We start from the raw sequence: 17,676 nt of genomic DNA, 5'->3' as shown, positions 1-17,676 counted from the left end.
TTCATAACCAATAGACGACAGCTGCCGCGATAGCTATGGCTGAGAAGAGGACCTTTGGGCAACGGGCATAGCGTGTCGCCACGCGCCTCCAATCAAGGAGATTTGTGAGACACATGTAAGGTTTGGGTATCGGCGCGTTCATTTGCTGTTGCTCTGGTAGAGCTGGGAGATCAACGCGAAGAAGACCTACCGTGTTCATTAGGACTGGGGCTTGCAGTTGCGCAATGAGGCCTCCCGCGCCGGAAGCAATCATTCCGATGGAACCAAGGCCAATCATGCACAAACAATCGACTTGGACCAGTCAGATGAGGCTGCTCATTCGATACTGGCACGCTTCTCGCGTGATGTCCGTATGGAATGCTTGGCAGCAGATCGCGATTTTCCATATTCTTGCGACTGGTGCCGCATCTTACGTCAAGTCAGCTGAGCATACCGATTACGTGTTCCAAACCCTGTATCTAGTGATCAAAATAGCGAGACACGCAAATCGCTTGTAGCGCAGCATTGTTGGCTACCTCTTGCTTTGCAGGCTTCGATTAGTCACTCTTGCCTTTTCAAGAAGGCCCTGAGATTGCTCTCGCGCCACGGTTTCCCTGTCGGCGAAGGAGTTTCCTCCCTATTCAATTGTTCGGCTATCGCGTTCACGCTCAGACCGGTTTTCTGAAGCTCCAAGCTTCGACGCAGTGCAAACTCTTCTCGTTTGTGCTTGGAGCTCATCCAGTCCGATTGGCGCTTGCGCCAATCGCCAAAATGCTGGTCAGGATCGAAAGACCATTCAGATGTCTGGAGCGGATCTGGTGGGATGCGTAAAATTGGCATGTCAGTGTTTTCAAACCATTCGTCCATGAACCCATTCCGACGCCAGTTCTTCACAACAGAAAAATCGACGACAAGTACGGTTGCACTGTCGGTTCGACACATGTGCTCAATGGAATTAAGAGCTGATTGAATGTGAATGCTGCCCCTGTCCGGTTCAATTTCGAGAAAAACCTCTTCACGAATCAGATTGTAGCTGTGCTCTTTCGCGTATCGGCGGATCAGCTCCATCTGGTAGCGAATGGTTTTACTGGCAGTGGCCGCAGCTTCTACATCTTTGGGCAATTCTTTAAACTGCGCCCATGTAACCGGTAGCGTCCAATAGAAACCTACAGCGTTTTCCAAGCGTTACACTCCCAAACATTTGAAATCCGCAAAATCCCGAGGGATCCTAAATCAGGTCTGAGGATTGGTTAAGTTGGCGTCAATCGAAAGAATCCACGGAGAACCCTCAATGTCAAATAGGAGCGAATACCCGATTTCTGAAAAGCTTCCAGCTATCATTCAGTTGGTAAAAACGGCTGGCGCAATGATCCGAGCCGAGTTTCATCGACCAGATAGACCGCGCGGAACCCTTCACAAGGCCACTGTCGACACCGAAGTTGAAACTTTTTTGAAAACAAATCTAATGCGTCTTCAGCCGGCAAGCTGGCTTGGAGAAGAGACCGAAAGCTCATTGATCGACGGGTCACTGACTTGGGTGATTGATCCTCATGACGGGACGGCGGACTTCATGAAGGGCTTGCGCGGTTCCGCTGTGTCCGTAGCGCTGCTTGAAAACAACATGCCCGTATTAGGCGTCGTGTATGCGCCCACAGCTCCGGATGATGCAGGCGATCTGATTGCGTGGGCAAAAGGAGGCGACCTGACACGCAATGGGCTGGTAATCAAACTTGCGCCCTCCAACGACAAACCAATCGTCGGATTGAATGCCGATGCCGCGGATTATGCATTTGCCAATCATGTTAGCCTGAAAGGGGTCCGCGTGCGCACTCTGCCTAGCCCTGCCTACAGATTGGCGCTCGCAGCTGTAGGAGAGCTCGATGCTGCCATGAGTTTGGTTGGCGGGCTGTCTTCTTGGGATATTGCTGGCGGACACGCTCTTCTGATTGGCGCTGGAAAGGTTATCACGCAGAGGAACGGAAGTCCTATCGACTACAGTCAGACCTCCTTCGATGGTGTTGTCGCAGGCGCGGGAGCTTTGGTGCGCGAATTGTCCGGCGCTCAAATGGAAGCGCACCCGAAATCCGCTCGCAACCCTGCCGTTCCCCGCAAACGCATAAATCTGCCCGCTAGTCTCTCGCGCGCACATGGTGTCTTGTTGGGACAATTGGCAGGCGACGCGTTGGGCTCATTCGTGGAATTTCAGGAGGCAGAGACAATTGCCCGCAGGCACCCGGGTGGTGTCGACAGTCTTTTGGACGGCGGAACCTGGAACTTGATTGCTGGCCAACCCACTGATGACAGTGAAATGGCTTTGGCACTGGCCCGGAGCCTGTGCGCGATGGATCGTTTCGACAGAGATCACGTGGCGAATGCCTACATCGAATGGCGGGATTCTCGGCCCTTCGACATTGGAATCACAACCAGCAGTGCGATATCTGCGCTGGCACAAGGTGGCTTCGTCGCCTCTGATAGCCAGGCAAACGGGGCATTGATGCGGGTGAGCCCTATTGGGGTCTTTGCATGTGGAACGCCTGCGCTGGCCGCAGAGATCGCACGCCAAGATGCTTCTCTCACCCATCCGAATGAGGTGACCAAGGCCGCTAATGCCGCATTTGCTGCGGCGGTGTCTACGGGTGTGGCAGGAGGGAGTAAGGAAGACATGTGGTCTTCCGCGTATGCAAATGCGGGTCAGAATGGGGGCGCGGCTATTGTACGCGACCGGCTTTTGACGGCGCGAACGCAACGTCCCATCGAGTTCCAACATCAAATGGGCTGGGTCCTAACGGCATTTCAGAACGCATTCTATTGTTTAATGTCCAAACAGTCACTTCGGGACGCGATTGTCAGCACCGTCGCTTGTGGCGGAGACACCGATACTAATGCTGCTATTTGCGGCGCTCTTCTGGGGGCTTTGCACGGACGGGATGCCATACCTTTACAATGGCGAAATGCCATTCTCACCTGCCGACCGGTTGACGCGGATGACATCCATCACCCACGACCCAAAACCTATTGGCCGGACGACGCGCTCGACCTTGCCGAGGCGTTGTTGGTTGCAGGTGCGGCGGGTAATCAAGATGCAGTTTGACTGCATATCCAAATTGAACAAAAGCAGGAGGACTAATCCATGAATGACTTCAAGAACCTAAACAAGCAGAGTCAAACCTTGCTGAAAATAAAAATTGATTGATACATTTAGGCGGCGGTACTGGCGGCAAAGTCGAACAACATTGGGCTGAGCGAGGCTTTGTTTCTAGCTATGCAGGGATTGGCCAGAGAGATGGCAGTTCATTCAATTGAAAGGAAAAAAGCAAAAGTCCTATTGGAAGGCGCACTTCAGAGCATTTTCTGAAAACCGATCTAAAGTAACCCGCCACTGACAAGGCGTTAGACGTTAGTGTTGTTTAGTCCTCTCCCAAATGGTTTGCATAGAAACATCAAACGTTCTGACGTACGGGTGAGATCAACGTTAATCCTCAATAGGAGGTCTTCGATGAATGTGATCACATACAGCCAAGATGCCTATGATTGGGCAGAGTCAACAAATCTCACTCTGGTAGAAATAAAAGGCGAAACCGTTCTGGGGGCAGCGATGCGACAAGCGACCGGATGGTTTATTGATAGAAGTGAACGATATCGAAACTACTGCGGTCGAGATGCTCAAATTGAGACCACGGACACATCTATTCCGCCGCTCCCACATCATTCTGCATTGTCGAGAACGAGGTGTGCCCAAAGTAACACTTTAGCTTCTCATCGACATGGGTCTGGAGCCGTCGCTCATGGTGTACTTGCTGAACACTCCGCTCGAAGATATTTATGGCAAGCGGTTTGGTCGGCTAAAGAAACGGATGGGCTTCGACGATTCTAAATGGTGCTTCCATAGCATCCGCAAAACAGTTGTGACACAACTCCAGCACTCGAATATCCCGGAAGAGATCACGAAATATATTTTGGGCCATGAGAACCGGGCCATCACTTTTGGCCTGTATAGCGCCGGACCCAGTCTCGATCAGAAACGTAAAGGCATCTCGAAGCTGATTTACTCAGCCTGATTGCCTGACCACCTCACTTCCCTAGCACTTCACCTTATCAATGCCGGCAGGGTAGATTACGTCTGGGTCCCCCTCAATTACCAAGACTACATTTTTGTCCTCATACTTGCCCTTGAGAGCGCGAAGCGCATCATCTCGGTGCAGATAGGCGTCTTTATGGATATCTATCGAGCCATCTTTGCGTCGGACTACGAAATTGTACCAAAGTGCTTGCATCTATTCCTCGTCGTATTCCGTGCCTTGCCGATGTTTGCGCCTTCCTCAGCGAGAAATGGTGACAGTGTCATGGTCCCCAACCGCTCCCAGTATGGATTCGTAAAACGCACTCGCGTTCTCCCATTTGGTTATTTCTGCGTCGGAAGCGGAGTGCAGAAACTTACCCCTTCTCGATAAGTCTACAAGGTAAAAAGTTGAGAGACAGAAAGAAGGAATCCCTCTGTTTGGGGGATTTTCATCCCTTCTTATTCAATAACTGAGGGAGGAACTTCAAGGAGACTTTTACCGTCCTTTGCTGCGGGCCACACAAAACGGCCATTCTAAAGCCGTTTGCTGAACAGGCATTTGCCTTGGGCATCCCACCAGATGATCTTCAACAGATCACCGCTTTGAAACATGAGTTCACGCTTTGCGCCCGCTTGTGAAACTCGTTCGATTCAGTTTCCCGCGAAACTCTGCAAATCAACGAGAATGTCTGGGTTGCTGCCTTTGCCTTCTAGTTCTTCACAGACTTGAGTGAGAATTACGAAGTATTTTTCCAAGCGTGGATCGCTTTTCTTTAGCTGGCTAAGATGCGCTGCGAGCAATTCCGTTGCGGCAAGAAGGTTATCGGCCACCGGATCACGTCCTGCTACCAAAGCCCATGGATCGTTTAGACGCCATCGCAACAAACCAACCAAAAGGAATGGGCCGTAGGAGTAAGCCGTTGAAAAGTCTTTGCCGACGGCCTCACGAACCTTGGCTTCAGCAACCGACGCGATGAAGTCCACTTCTTTGCGATCAAGAAGCATGGGTGCGTTGTCATTTCTCGACAGCAAAAATGCAGCGCAGGCCATCTGGTCTTTCTTCCAGCGCTCCTTAGGAAGTGACAGCAAATGATCAAAAGCCTGCCGCTGATGTAAAGGGTTAGTAGCCGTTCGCCCAATTCCTTGAAGCATCAGTGATCTGCTTCCGGGAGCAAGAATAAATGGGTGTTGTCTAACTGGAGAATCCAAAGCTTCTAGCAGGTTTGGAACAACCCAATCTGGGCATCTTTTGAACAGCCAGGTCAGAAAGCGCAGAGATTGGTTTTCGTCGGTTCCGTCGCCATTTAGACGCGCACGGACATCTTGTTCCGCACGCTCTATAGCTTTGTCGAGAAGAGTTAGAGCTGTGTCGGGGATGCCCTTTGGAAGGTCACCGTCGCTTGAAACAGAATACTTTCCGAAAGGTCGCATCGACACTTTGCTAGCTAGCGTTTCCCAGTCAGGTATTCGCTGATCCAAATTGTCTTCAAGGAGCTCAATCAAGCCGTAACTACGCTCAGTCTCAAACCAATTGTCAGAGCCGCACGGTAGGACCAGCCGGTTGGGCACCGACGGTTTCTCTGGCTCCAAACATTCGATAACCTCCTCCCATGTTTGATCAAGCTGCTCAGCATGCCCCCAGTCAACAACCAAGGGGCTTGCAAACCCCTCGGAGACCAATGTGAGTCTTGCGCGGCCAGCAGCGGGCGTTTGCTGCAAATGAAGCTCAACAGGTGTGTTTGTCTGTGGTGGATTCGCGAGCGGAACAACGGCTCTACGAGGTGTTGAATCCGTTTGTTTCTTCAAATGTACTTTGATCTCGTCGGTGCCAGCAACTAAGCCAAGGCGAGCTGGCCTGTCGCTTTGGTATGACTGCCCCGCCGGCAACAGAGCATCCGGAGGAATGAGGTCATAATTCGCCGCTCCATCCGCGTTTTGAACAATGGTGGAAATCTGAGGCAGGAAGTCGTAATAAACCGGGTCGTTTTCCGACAACCGTCGGGCAGCTTCCAATGCTCCCAAAGCCACCGCTTCGGGTTTCAAAGCTTGGACTTCGCGCCCTAACGCGTCTTGTATTTTGCCAATAATAAGATTGCGAATTTGTCCTGTTGTTGGAGTTTCGAACAACAAGTGATCGCATCCAGCCAGCGCTTGGACCAGTTTTGAAGGAACGTCTCCCGTAGCTGGTAAAAAGCTCTTTGGAGGTTCAATGATTTCCCATCTTCCGTTCCAAAGCCTCAAGGGCTCAACGTCGCAAGTTCCCTCAACAGCAAGCTGACATGGCAAGTTGGACGCAACGACATGATCCGAGCGGCGAGGGTTCTCACATTTCTCCGTTAAGGACGCGGAAGCTTGATCCAGCAGTGAGTCCATTCCTAAACCACACTCGATTAGCTCACCAACGCGTTTACGCTCTGGCGCAAATTTTTCCTCTCGTCTTAACTTCAAAACTTGCACTGACAGGCCCTTTGCATGGTGCCCAATCACTCCAATGGTTTGCCCTTCTGTCCATCTTTGAGACATTTCATCGCTTAAGCCAGCAATTACGGCGAGGACAGATCGCCAAACCAACAGTCTGCGCCCCGGTCTCAACTTCCGAAGGCTGGACAAAAGCGCTTCTTGTTTTTCTTCGTCGAGATTTGGCAGGTCGGGAATTGCGAGAACTACCGTAGCTTTTCGAGCGGAAGCCATGGCCGACAAAGACCCCGCTAATTCAAGCTCGAATTCTGGTGCATTGTCGATCATGGATCTTACTGAGAGGCGCCGATCCGCACTTCCGACTTTTCCCCAACCGGGTCCACGTCCATGAGGCGATCTGAGAGCCTGCATACCACCGATAATTTCTGCTTCAGGTGATGCATCATCGACCCTGACGACGACACCACCGATGCCGCCGCGAACCAGTTGTTCTGTGTTTTCAATCGTCTCTTGACCCGGCACTTCCAACCAGTTTTTAGCACCGAAGTCATTCCACCCATTGAGGTCATATCCTACTAGTTTTCTCAATTTGACGACTCCTGAAAACACGAGCGGACAAAGTCAGCAAGAGCCGCTTTTCCTTCCTTCAGTGTTTCACCACGGGCGTCGAGAGCAATCGCGCAGACCCTGCTTGCACCAATTGAGATTTCTGAGTTCTCAAACTCTCCATGGGCTGGCATCAAAATTAAGCCTTCCCGGATGACCTCCTGGCTGGCTTTCTTTCGAAGTGCTTCAATCAAAATTGCAGCATTCCTCGCCTCGTCGCCTGGTGACATCCGTTCAAATGGGTTTGGCGTCCAAACGGGGACGCGCCGCTCGAATTCATCTGATTTAAGATCGGTAATTCTCAACCAAACGTGCGCCTTAGCTCCAAATTGAATGGATGTTACAGCCTCAGGCCGGGCTTGGACCTCCACGATCAACCCGCTTTCTTGCAGCCAGAAAACCGCCAAGGGTCTGTCATGTAGAAATCGACGACCCTGAATTGCTTCATCCAACCAAACAAGGGGCGCTTGAGCGAGAAGCTTAGTTTCTTTCAATCCATGCAGCGCCAGTGTCACGGCAAGAACACAGAAGTCTGTCCAGCTTTGCGCTTGCCAGGCCCACAGTTCATCTTCAGCTTTGTCTTGCCTGAGAAGTCGAAGCCACGCCTCGTTCACTGCTCTGTAGGCTCGATTTTCCAGCAAAACATAATTCGCCGTAACACCTGGTTCCGCGACACTGACACCAAGCTGGTTTAATTCGCGCGACAAACGCCGGCACAACCTCGAGTATGCTTCAACATCCCGATAGCGTTTACTATTTTCAGCGCGTCGATGCTCCCGCATCCATTGCCTCGCAAAGTGGGAAGCCAAACGCAGGTACGAGTGCAAAACGCGATTTTCCAGAGTGTCGAAGTTTTCGTGGCGTGCAATAGCCAAAATGCGTTGATCTGCGCCCGCTCTTTCCGCAGTCGTTGTTCCGGGTTGCCTAACCATCCAGAGCATTGAAGCTCGATCCATCTCTTGGACGCGATCCAAAGGCGTCAACTCTCGATTTCGTCTCAGGACTCGCCGTATCTTCTTTTCTAGTTCCTGCAAGTAAGGCTTCACCCCGATGGATTGCCGGACGATCTCGGCCATCCTAGGGTCACTTTCGTCTTCCGCGCGATTCCAAGCTTCTTGCAAACGGGTCCACAGGTTTTCGGGATCATCGAGCGCGGCCTCTAGTTCTTCAATCCTTGCTAGCACCCTGTGCATGCGTTCTGACGCAGCAACAGAGATTTCCTCCGCCGGTGTTTTTGGCTCAAGCCCAATCTTTGGCCTGGCTGGTAATCCGGTGACTTTCACCGGATTTTCAGCCGTTCCGGATTTTGGATATGGAAATAGGCGAAGCTCTCTGTCATCCCAACTTAATAAGGGAGCATGTAGGGAACGTCCGCCTTCGCCGACCTTTGCGTCACCAAGCAAACAGTCGCTCGGCCCGAGGGCATCCTCTTGCGCATTAGTAGTTTTCAATGACCATGGCCGGCGAAGAAGGTTCATCCTCGTGTTACCCCACGCCAAGTAAACTGACCCGTCCCATCTTCTGCGACTTCTGCCGAGTGACGGATTGCATCTGCCAAAACTGGGTCGCTCAGTTCTCTCTCAACATAGTTGGATAGCTCTTGAAGCTCTGTGCTCGCATTTTCCATCTCTATGCCGCGCAACTTAGGCAGAAGGCGCATTTCGACCTGATCGGCCAGAGCTGTTTGGATGTCTCTTCTACCGTTGTCCTCCGGGTAATTCGCTGCATAAGCCATAATTGAGCGGCCCAGACGATGGCCAAACGGACGACCAAGTTTCGTCATGTATTCGACCATTCTCTCGACATGCATTTCAACCCGCGATTGGTCCTCCGCTAGGGCGTTGATACCACGAACCCACTTTCGCCACTGTGTGCGTGTGAGAGCCTTAGAGTCAGCCGGTTTTCCCTGAGGCGTTCCTGCTTTAATCGATTTCGGGGCCGCAAATCGCATGACATTTGCGCGGTCCACGACTTTGTCAGACAGAGATTGAGTACTCTCGTCTTCGTTCATCGTTCCGGCAAACAGAACATTATATCCAGGGAATATTCTTGGGGTCGTTTGACCTTCGGGCATTGGAATGTCTAGCTCAAGCTCGGCATCCTTCCGGGCCTCTGACCTATTTGTCTCATCTATGCCGGGTCGGCTTTCCAGCCGGCTCAAAAAGTCTGAGAAGTAGTACTCAACCCTTGCTAGGTTCATTTCGTCCAAAAGAACAAGCATCATCCGATCTTGTAAGTCACTGCTCTCCGCTGGACCGTTAAACGCATCCAGATGGTACAAAGAGCGCGCCAAATCGGTAGGTCGGAATTGACCTTCGATGTAGTTGTAGAAGCCCATTAGATCCTGTGGACTATCCCAACGTGGTTGGACTGGTACTTGCAAAAACCCAATGCCCATTGCTTGGGCATATCGACGAGGCAATTGGCTTTTGCCGGTCCCGGAAATCCCAGCCAAAACTGCCATTTGCGTAGTCTCGTTGACTTTCATCGCTGTGTGGAAGGCCCGAATGACCCTTGTATGGTAATCCAGCCCATGCGCTTTCATGTGGTTTGAAACCCGATGCAAAGCTTCGTTCTCTTGCTCTTGGGCATGCGTATCCCAAGTGTTCAAGTCTTTCAGAACAGGAGGCAGTGCGTTAAGTTCGCAAAGCGGATCAGCAGCCTTTTTGTTTCCGGAAATTCCCGCTTTGTCTTTGTATGTTTCAATTTGTGCCAGAAGTTCAGCACGCTGCGCTTCCATTCGCGACAATTCGGTTTGAGTCGACGCAACTCTAGCTGCCTCGTCCGTATAGTCTGCTTTAAGTTCTTCCAATCTCGACTCTGCAATACGAGCGGCCTCTTCTGCCTCTTCCCGTCGCCGATCAAAGCCCTCAATTTCCGCCTCGACGCGAGTAATATCTCGCTCCAATTTCTCAATTTTTTCGCGAAGCTCTTCTTCACGGGCCTTAAGTGTTTGGAGATTAGCCAGCTCTTCGCGCAGGTTCGAAACCGTTTGCTCCAAGCGGTTGTGGTCTTCTTCTAGTTGCGAAATTTGACCAACCAGCTCTTCCGCACGTTTCAGTCTAGCCTCGACCTTTTCAAGCTCGCTGGACTTTTCCGACAAATCTCGCGTCACATCTGCAAGTGCAGATTGGGCGTCCTCAGTTTCCTGCCGCATCGCGAGCACTTCCTGGCGTCGCTCCTCAAGCTGCTGCCATTCCGCAAGAAGTTCGTCCTTTTGACGTAAAAGACTGTCCACTTCAGCTTGGATATCTGAAATGCTGGAAATTGCACCTCGGCGTTTTTCCAACTCCGCTTCTAGGTCGTCTAAGGTTGTCGACTTTCCGCGAATTTGCGCTTCTAGCTCACCAAGGGTCGCGAGTGGACCTTTTATCGTGATGGCCTGATCAGCTCGCGCCGAAACGACTACCATTACAATTGTCAGCGCGAGCAATCCAAAGCCAATGACCATAACAGTAAGTAATAGAGAACCCATCAGTTAACTCCTTCGGCTGGCGTTTCGATTTCATCGGATTGTGACTGCTCGAGTTGGTTATTTGACAACTCGGGCTGAACTGCACTGGTAGACGCAGGTTTGAAATTCTCTGCCTCAGATTTTAGTCGGGCAATTTCACTTTCTAATTCGCGTTTTTGAACTCCCAGTTGGTTGTTCTGGACCTCCAACTCGCTGTTCTCTTTCAAGATACTCTCTTTTTGGCTGAGAAGTTGACTAAGTTCCTTTTGGATCTCAGACAGTGCTTGGCTTTGAACTTTGAGGTGGCTCAATCGTGCTTCTTCGCCAAGGCGTTCGCTTTGCCGTTGTCTAAGTAGTTCTAGTTCGGCGACGACTTCAGCCTTCTTGCCTTCTAAGTCTTTCCGAGTCGCCTCGAGAGCGAGAGCTGCGCCATCCCGTTCTGTTTCGATAGCAGTTAGCCGTTGCTTTGCTTCCGTTTCCTGCGCAGACAAAAGGCTTACGCTTTGCCTTAGGGCGGCCAATTCACCGGTCACTCGTGTTAAATCGGCGCTCTCGGTATTAAGATTGGATCGAACAGACGCAATTTGGGCTTCGAGATCATCTTTGTTGTTTTCGGCCGTTTCAAGATCCAAGCGCCTCTGTGCGAGTTGCTCTTGACTGGCCACTAATTGTTCTGAAATTTCTTGGAGCCTACTTTCTTGAGTGCGTAAAGACTGAACCTTTTCTTCAAGGCCGGTTCTTTCCGCATTTAAGCCTTCAAGCAGAGCAACTTGTTTGTTCCTTTTATTTTGTACAGAAGACAACTCCTCTTCGAGCTTTTCCAATCGTGGCCGAAGTGAAGCAAGTGCGTCTTGCGCGTTAGATAGTCGGCGCTCAGCTTGCTCAGCTTCAGCTTCACGCTCGCTCAAATTCTTTTTCGTGTCTTGAAGATCTGCTTCTAAATAATCCAGGTCTGCTCGTTTCGAATTCAGCTGTGCATTAATCTCATCCAGATCATCTTTTATCTGTTCAAAATTGGCGACTTCGTCTTTTAGAACGTCTCTTCTTCGCTGTGCGTCTCGTGCCTCGTCCTCTGCTTTGGTCAACTCATCGCGAAGTTTTTCGACCTTTCTAGAGATCTCCTGCTCAGATGACTTGGCTTTCTTCAGGGCTGATTCCGCAGCGTTTCGATCAGCAATCAAACGCTCCGCTTCTGTTTTCTCTTTCGATAGTGCCGCCAAAGCTTCTTTGGCTTCATTCACTGCGGCATTAAGACTATCAAGATCTTGCCGAGCAGCAGCAGCCAGCGCTACTTCTGCTTTCAAATTCGAAAGTTCGCTTTGACTGGTGCTGATTTTACCTGCCAGATCGGCATGTTGTTCCTGGGCGTCTTCGACCGCGCGCAGAATCCGCTCTTTGTTGCCGCGGATCTCGCCATACTCATTCTCCAGAGTGTTAATTTTAAACAACAAGAATCCGAAGGCAGCGGCGGACAACAAACCAGTTCCCGCAGCGATAAAGGTGAATGTTCGCGACTTTCTCCAGGTTTCATTTGCTGAGTTCACGTTCGACGAGGTCAAGGCACGCCTCCATATCTTGTTTCAATTCATCGACCCAAAACCGCTGAATTTTCCAGCCGGCAGAGCGCATCAAGTGATCGCGCCAATGGTCATCAAGTTTGCGATTGCCGTCGGCATCCTGGTGCCAGCGACGCCCATCTATTTCGAGGTCAAGCTTTATGTCCCCTTCGCCAAACAGAGCGAAGTCGAGACGGCGGCCCATAATCTGGTATTGGGGTCTAGGATCGAGCCCTCGTGCTTTCAAAGCGTGAAAAACAACCCGTTCCCACTCGCTGTCAAAAACACCTTCGCCACCTTGACGCGTTGGGCTCGTCGCCCGCGCTGCTAAGGTTCTAAGCTGCTTGATCTTCCCAGATTGCGCGAAGTTGAGATCGCCAAACACGTGCGCAACAGCCCGGGCTCTACTAATCGCAACGTTCAACCTGCGCCAGTCTCTCTGGATAAACGTTATAGCGCTGCTTCTAATCCTGGAATGAACTGTGGGCGAAAACAGAATCAAGTCTCGCTCCTGTCCTTGGAAACCATCGACTGTCCCAACCCGCAGGTCTGAGGCGTGCAAGAGATCAGCGGGTATCCTTTCGCGCAGAGCTTTATCCAATTCCTGAACCTGCGATCTAAACGGAGAGATAACACCGATACTTCCCCCGTAGCTGTTTTTCGTCAGCAAAGCCTCGACATGACTTACAATCGCCGAAACCTCCTTCATGTTCACATTTTGTGAGCCATGCGATACGACGGCGGGACCTGAAACATCCGTCCAAGCTAGGCCAGGTTTTTGCCCCTTAGGCAGTTTCAACCGACTTAAATCAGCAGAAACTCTGAGTTTTCCGCCGTAGAACGCATCGTTTATGTAACCGACGATGTCTTCTGCGGAACGATATTGGTCGCGAAGCATGACGGCGGGAACATTGGGTGTACTCCGAGAAAGATCGAACAGGCTTTTTCGACCCTGAGAAAACCGACCCGTTCCCCGCGGTGGAAGACCGTACGAAGCCATCAAATTGCGGTCTTGTTTGAGACCGATTTGAGGTATGAAAGCAAGTTGTCGATCATCACCTACTACCACGGCGCGCTTTGCTCTCGCCAGAAGTGGCAACGCTGATGCAATGTCGCACTGACTTGCTTCATCAAAGACAACTAGATCGAACAAACCTTCATAGAGCGGTATGCGACGCGGTACTCCAAGCACGGAGGCCAACCATAGTGGACGGTGTTCCAAAACACTTTGCGCGATTGTGCGGGACATGGTTTCTCCGCCATGCAAAGTCAGATCATCGTGCTCATTTGAGAGCGAAATACGTTGATCTTCTGTGAGAGCAGCGCGTTTTGCCAATAGCCTGCGCATCACCGTTTTGGCCAAGCTCTCAGTCTCTTCTGTCAATACGACAGGGTCTCCTGGAGTGCCGATCTCCATCAGCTGCTTGCGGCAACTTAAAACATCCTGTTTGAGCTCACTAATGTTGTCCAAACCGGATGAATTGGCGGCAAGTTTTGCCCGTCCGAACAACCATCCCAGAATACGCGCCCATAAGCTGGATTTGTGCTCCGCAGAAGCGGCATCTGCTTCTTTGGAGCTCTCTTTTCCCAAGAGATCAATTTTTTCGACCGTGTCGGCTAAGCGGGTGTTCAGGTTTCGAATAAGACGAATTTGCTCCAGAGCCGCTTGTCGCCTTTCCGATACTGAGGCGAGACTAGCAACAACACTTGGATCGACTTCTCCCGTTCCCCTGCTTGGTTCATGAACAAGCTCTGCAACTGTTTCGACCATTCCTTGATCGATATCGCGGGAAGGATCCAAAGTCCTTACGTAGAAATTCACGCTCGGCGCGATTTCCGAAAGCCGTTCCTCAACGGCATCCAACGCTTGGTGGTTTTTTGACGCGACAACGACGGACCCACCTTGTAGAATTTCAGAAGCAACCATCGCAACGATTGTCTGGCTTTTACCTGTTCCCGGTGGACCCGTCACAACGGAAAATGGTGTGCTTAAGGAGTTTGCGGTGGCTTGAATCTGTTCATGATTAAGCGGCCCAACATTTATCGGTGCCGCCGATCTTAACTCACCCGTGTAAGGCAACCCCAGAACCTGGCCAAGCGCCGTTCTAGATATTTTTTGGCTGTCCCAGGTCGCAATCACATCTAAGTCTCTGACTGCACCTGACGTGAATGAGGTCTCGGTAGGCAGGAAAACACCCATCGCATCGAAAATTCCCTCATCATTCGGATCGAGGGTCGCTGCAAAATTTCGTCCTGTTATTTTTCCAACAACAAATCGTGCCGCCGCTTCTTTTACCTTCGCAAGAAAAGCGTCTTTCGATAGCCCAGTTCCCGCCTGCCCCGTGAAAGCTTTGAACAGTTTGGCTTCTGACCAGGCAGAATTCCGAGCAAGTGTCTTCACCCAATCCGGGTTGACCATAACGTCGTCAGTGTCGATGCGTACTTGCAATGACCGGTCATCTCTATCCCAAGTTGCCGCGATTAAACCAACCGGTTGGATAGCAGATGCGCCATTTTTCTTCGAAACTGCAATCGGCCAGCCAACTGCCATTGTTTTTTCGTTGGCGTCTCGCCGAGAGAGAGCTTCACGGAAGCTATCCGGAAGGTTCTCCAAACTTATTCGGACGACTCCGATTTCGTTCTCATCAGGAACGAGATTACCATTGCCGCAAACGAGTTGGAAAGCAGTTCCATGACGGTCGTCAGCTTGCGTTAAAGCACCCCGAGGATCGCTTTGCAGAGCCGCGCGGTAATACTTTATCAGAGCAATTGGGTCTATTGCCTGATCGGAGCTTGAGTCTTGCTCCACATCGAGGATTGGACTTTCTTCCTTCTGAAATATCGCTGGTGCCGCGACAAGCTTATCAGAGTCGATGAACGGAGTATCTGCCGGTGTGCGCTGTCCTGCTGCATTCTGAGCAACGCCAACTCGACTTATTGCACGCCACTTTTTATCGCGACCAAGGACAACAGCACCCTGTTGTTGCAAGGCCAAAAGTTCCGCACGAATTTCCTCTCTGCGGCTTGCTTTGAAGTCAACATCAAGCAATGCGAAGAGTTCGTTCGTCGTGCGGCCTCTTGGAAATGCCTCAAGTGTATTTTTGACAATGCCCAAAGATTTCAACTCCTTAATTGAGAAGGACATATGCACTTTTTTGATAGAAACTTTTGCGAAGATGCGAAAAAAATTAATTCTCAGCCATATTCCAAACGAAGGTTTCTTCGTGTCTCGGTTTGACATCTACGCCAGGCAAGCACAACCCATGTGGCAAAGAGGTTTACCTTACGGCACCCTAAGCGTGCCCTCGGTAGATAAATGCCCTGCCAACTTTTTCGTAGTCCGCTCGACCCAAGGCGACTAGAATGACCAACAAACCTTGAACAAAAAACTTCAATTTGTAGCCGTAGCTAAATGGCCAACCTTCTCCTTCTGCCACACCAGCCAGTTCAAAGGCCGCTTCGTCCACTTTCCACTCTCGCTCCCCAAGAACGGAGATACAGGTGTCAACGACGCATTGCTGGAATAATTGAGAGAAGATCTCACCCTTAGTATTCACCGACGATACAACGAACCCACTTGGAACCTTGTCTACCCTATATTCGTTCCGGAGTTGGACACGCCCGATTTCACTCGCTTCCATCATCTTTCTTTCCAATCCAATTTTCGTCAGAGAGATATAGAAGTATTGCTGATACCACTTGTGCGACGGTGCCACAGAGTTGTGAGTTTCAGCCAATAGAGGCACGTGTGTGTATCGTGTTCAACACCGACTGTAGGGTGACCCATAGCTCTTCCCAATAGCGATAGTGGAAGACCTCGCAACCCTTCGAACCGTTCAGGCGTTCGACGAAGAACATCACCCAAACATCGGAATCGGGGAACAAAGTACCGGCAAACCCTGCGATGGTTGCAATCCTTGCGCCTGGTCGGGCCCACAGTGTTGCGCTGATCAAAAGGTGGGTCTGAGTAAACAAGTGAGTCTTTCTTTTGACAACCTGGTTGTCTAACCACTATATGACAATATAGTTGTCAATTTAGGAGAATCACCATGGAAGCCCTCGATTCCTTCCTGCGGGCCCAGGTTGAGCCCATCACCTATGTCGTCTTTTTCGGTATGCTGATCATCTTCGGCCTGCTCGAAACCAGTGTTGAACGCAGCCATGAGCCGCCCGGGCGTGTTGGCCGTTGGCCTGCGAATATCGGGCTGACCGTATTGAACATCGCTGTTCTCGGGGCCCTGCCCATCTCCGGTGTCGTCTTTGCAGACTGGATGCGGGACGCCGGGGTCGGGTTGTTCAACTGGATCAAAACCAATCCGATTCTGGCCCTGACAGGTGGGTTCCTTGTGCGCAGCTTCACAAGCTGGGCGACGCATCTGGCGATGCACAAGATACCGTTCCTGTGGCGGTTCCACCGGGTGCATCACTCCGACACATTCCTGGACATCTCGACCACGGTGCGCTTCCACCCCATCGAATTCCTGATCAACCTGCCGATCATGCTGACCGCCATCGCGATCTTCGGCATCTCACCGGTGACACTAATGCTGTACGAGGTGTTCGATGCGGGCATGAACGTGTTCACACATGCCAATGTGCGGCTGCCGAAATGGCTGGACCGGGTGCTTCGCGTGTTGATCGTTACGCCCGACATGCACCGGGTGCACCACTCCTCCGACCATCGGGAAACCGACAGCAATTACGGCGCCACCCTGTCGATCTGGGACCACGTGTTCCGCACCCATACCCTGAAAGAGGGTGACGCTTTGAGCGAGATGGAAATCGGACTTCGGGAAGTGCAGGATCGCCGGGCAAACTCCCTGCTGTGGCTCTTGGCCCTGCCGTTCACCCCGATCCGGATCAAGCGGCGGAACCTGACTGCCGCTGAAAGAACCAAAGATACCCGAAAGGAGGCTGCATGACCGCTAAACCCGAAACAGTGACCCGTCTGATCCGAGAGGTCCGCACATGTTTCAACCAGCTTCGATCCCTGGCCGAAAACCTGAACGCCGATCTGGATGTGAACCCCTCGATGCGGGCGGTCATGGAAAGCCTCGCCCGAGATGCGCACAGGACTGTTCCCGACCTTGCCAAAGAGCGTGGGACTTCCCGCCAGCACGTGCAGAAGGTGATCAACGGTCTTCTCGACCAAGAATTGGTCAAGGCCTCGGAGAACCCGGAACACAAACGCTCGGTTCTCTATCTTCTGACATCGAAGGGCGACCAGGTTTTCGCCGAAATCCGGCGGCGTGAGGCGGCCCCGATGCGGGCCCTGTCAGAGGCCCTCAGCCAGGCAGATATCGAACAAACGTCTGATGTCCTGTCACGCATGAACCAAACCCTGGACCACCTCATCAATCAAGGAGAAAGCACATGATGAATTTCGAGAATAAGGGCCACGGTCGCACCATCGTCATGGCGCTGATTGCCATCCTCGTCGGCGGCATTGCGGTCCACTGGTCGTGGAACACGCTGGCGGTGGAACTGTTCGCCCAGCCGGAGATGACGTTCCGCCACGCGATTGCGGTGGAACTTCTGCTAATCGCGGTCGGATCGCTGATCGGCCTGCCCAGCTTCCTGTCGAAGTTCCGGGACGCCTGAGC

Annotated in this window: 13 protein-coding genes and 1 pseudogene; 5 read left to right on the top strand and 9 right to left on the bottom strand. The window is 51.6% G+C overall.

Features of this window, described 5'->3' with window-relative positions:
- Positions 1–540: 540 nt before the first annotated feature.
- Positions 541–1,161: a recombinase family protein gene (locus tag AVO44_RS15825; protein ID WP_068338781.1), complete on the bottom strand. Its 621-nt coding sequence runs from the start codon at positions 1,159–1,161 to the stop codon at positions 541–543.
- A 109-nt stretch (positions 1,162–1,270) separates the two neighbouring features.
- Between AVO44_RS15825 and AVO44_RS20740 the strand changes: the two genes are divergently transcribed.
- Both AVO44_RS20740 and AVO44_RS15815 read left to right on the top strand, forming a co-directional pair.
- On the top strand, positions 1,271–3,070 hold the full coding sequence (locus tag AVO44_RS20740) for an inositol monophosphatase family protein (protein ID WP_082677520.1): 1,800 nt from the start codon (positions 1,271–1,273) through the stop codon (positions 3,068–3,070).
- Positions 3,071–3,743: 673 nt separating this feature from the next.
- On the top strand, positions 3,744–4,037 hold the full coding sequence (locus tag AVO44_RS15815; protein WP_068338779.1) for a tyrosine-type recombinase/integrase: 294 nt from the start codon (positions 3,744–3,746) through the stop codon (positions 4,035–4,037).
- 539 nt (positions 4,038–4,576) lie between these two features.
- Here AVO44_RS15815 and AVO44_RS21610 read toward each other — a convergent pair.
- The 8 genes and pseudogenes from AVO44_RS21610 to AVO44_RS15770 all read right to left on the bottom strand — a co-directional run.
- Positions 4,577–4,639, bottom strand: a pseudogene (locus tag AVO44_RS21610) (IS66 family insertion sequence element accessory protein TnpB); the annotation flags it as partial.
- 51 nt (positions 4,640–4,690) lie between these two features.
- Positions 4,691–7,045 carry a hypothetical protein gene (locus AVO44_RS15805; protein ID WP_157770003.1) on the bottom strand — a complete coding sequence of 785 codons (2,355 nt, stop codon included), beginning with the start codon at positions 7,043–7,045 and terminating at the stop codon, positions 4,691–4,693.
- The gene (locus AVO44_RS15795; RefSeq protein ID WP_068338767.1) at positions 7,042–8,541 is read right to left on the bottom strand and encodes a DUF2357 domain-containing protein; all 1,500 of its coding nucleotides are present in this window, start codon (positions 8,539–8,541) and stop codon (positions 7,042–7,044) included. The genes AVO44_RS15805 and AVO44_RS15795 overlap by 4 nt, the downstream gene beginning before the upstream one ends.
- The gene (locus tag AVO44_RS15790; protein WP_068338765.1) at positions 8,538–10,538 is read right to left on the bottom strand and encodes a hypothetical protein; all 2,001 of its coding nucleotides are present in this window, start codon (positions 10,536–10,538) and stop codon (positions 8,538–8,540) included. The genes AVO44_RS15795 and AVO44_RS15790 overlap by 4 nt, the downstream gene beginning before the upstream one ends.
- Positions 10,538–12,076, bottom strand: coding sequence for a coiled-coil domain-containing protein (locus tag AVO44_RS15785; RefSeq protein WP_157770002.1), 1,539 nt, complete (start codon positions 12,074–12,076; stop codon positions 10,538–10,540). Before AVO44_RS15785 ends, AVO44_RS15790 begins: the two co-directional genes overlap by 1 nt.
- Positions 12,045–15,314 (bottom strand): AAA domain-containing protein, encoded by a 3,270-nt coding sequence (locus tag AVO44_RS15780; RefSeq protein ID WP_205626551.1) that lies wholly within the window; start codon positions 15,312–15,314, stop codon positions 12,045–12,047. Before AVO44_RS15780 ends, AVO44_RS15785 begins: the two co-directional genes overlap by 32 nt.
- 52 nt (positions 15,315–15,366) lie before the next feature.
- On the bottom strand, positions 15,367–15,810 hold the full coding sequence (locus AVO44_RS15775) for a hypothetical protein (protein ID WP_157770001.1): 444 nt from the start codon (positions 15,808–15,810) through the stop codon (positions 15,367–15,369).
- Positions 15,803–16,048 (bottom strand): hypothetical protein, encoded by a 246-nt coding sequence (locus AVO44_RS15770; RefSeq protein WP_068338756.1) that lies wholly within the window; start codon positions 16,046–16,048, stop codon positions 15,803–15,805. The genes AVO44_RS15775 and AVO44_RS15770 overlap by 8 nt, the downstream gene beginning before the upstream one ends.
- 74 nt (positions 16,049–16,122) lie before the next feature.
- On the opposite strand from AVO44_RS15770, the gene AVO44_RS15765 reads away from it, so the two are divergent.
- Genes AVO44_RS15765 through AVO44_RS15755 form a run of 3 tightly spaced genes read left to right on the top strand, consistent with a single transcriptional unit; the run spans position 16,123 to position 17,674 of the window.
- Positions 16,123–16,995: a sterol desaturase family protein gene (locus AVO44_RS15765; RefSeq protein WP_068338754.1), complete on the top strand. Its 873-nt coding sequence runs from the start codon at positions 16,123–16,125 to the stop codon at positions 16,993–16,995.
- The gene (locus tag AVO44_RS15760) at positions 16,992–17,450 is read left to right on the top strand and encodes a MarR family winged helix-turn-helix transcriptional regulator (RefSeq protein WP_068338751.1); all 459 of its coding nucleotides are present in this window, start codon (positions 16,992–16,994) and stop codon (positions 17,448–17,450) included. Before AVO44_RS15765 ends, AVO44_RS15760 begins: the two co-directional genes overlap by 4 nt.
- Positions 17,447–17,674 carry a hypothetical protein gene (locus AVO44_RS15755; RefSeq protein WP_068338748.1) on the top strand — a complete coding sequence of 76 codons (228 nt, stop codon included), beginning with the start codon at positions 17,447–17,449 and terminating at the stop codon, positions 17,672–17,674. Before AVO44_RS15760 ends, AVO44_RS15755 begins: the two co-directional genes overlap by 4 nt.
- Positions 17,675–17,676 lie beyond the last annotated feature (2 nt).

The organism is Ruegeria profundi (assembly GCF_001507545.1).
Classification (GTDB): domain Bacteria; phylum Pseudomonadota; class Alphaproteobacteria; order Rhodobacterales; family Rhodobacteraceae; genus Ruegeria; species Ruegeria profundi.
Note: the sequence above shows the minus strand (reverse complement) of the source record. Positions and strands in the feature narration are given on the sequence as shown.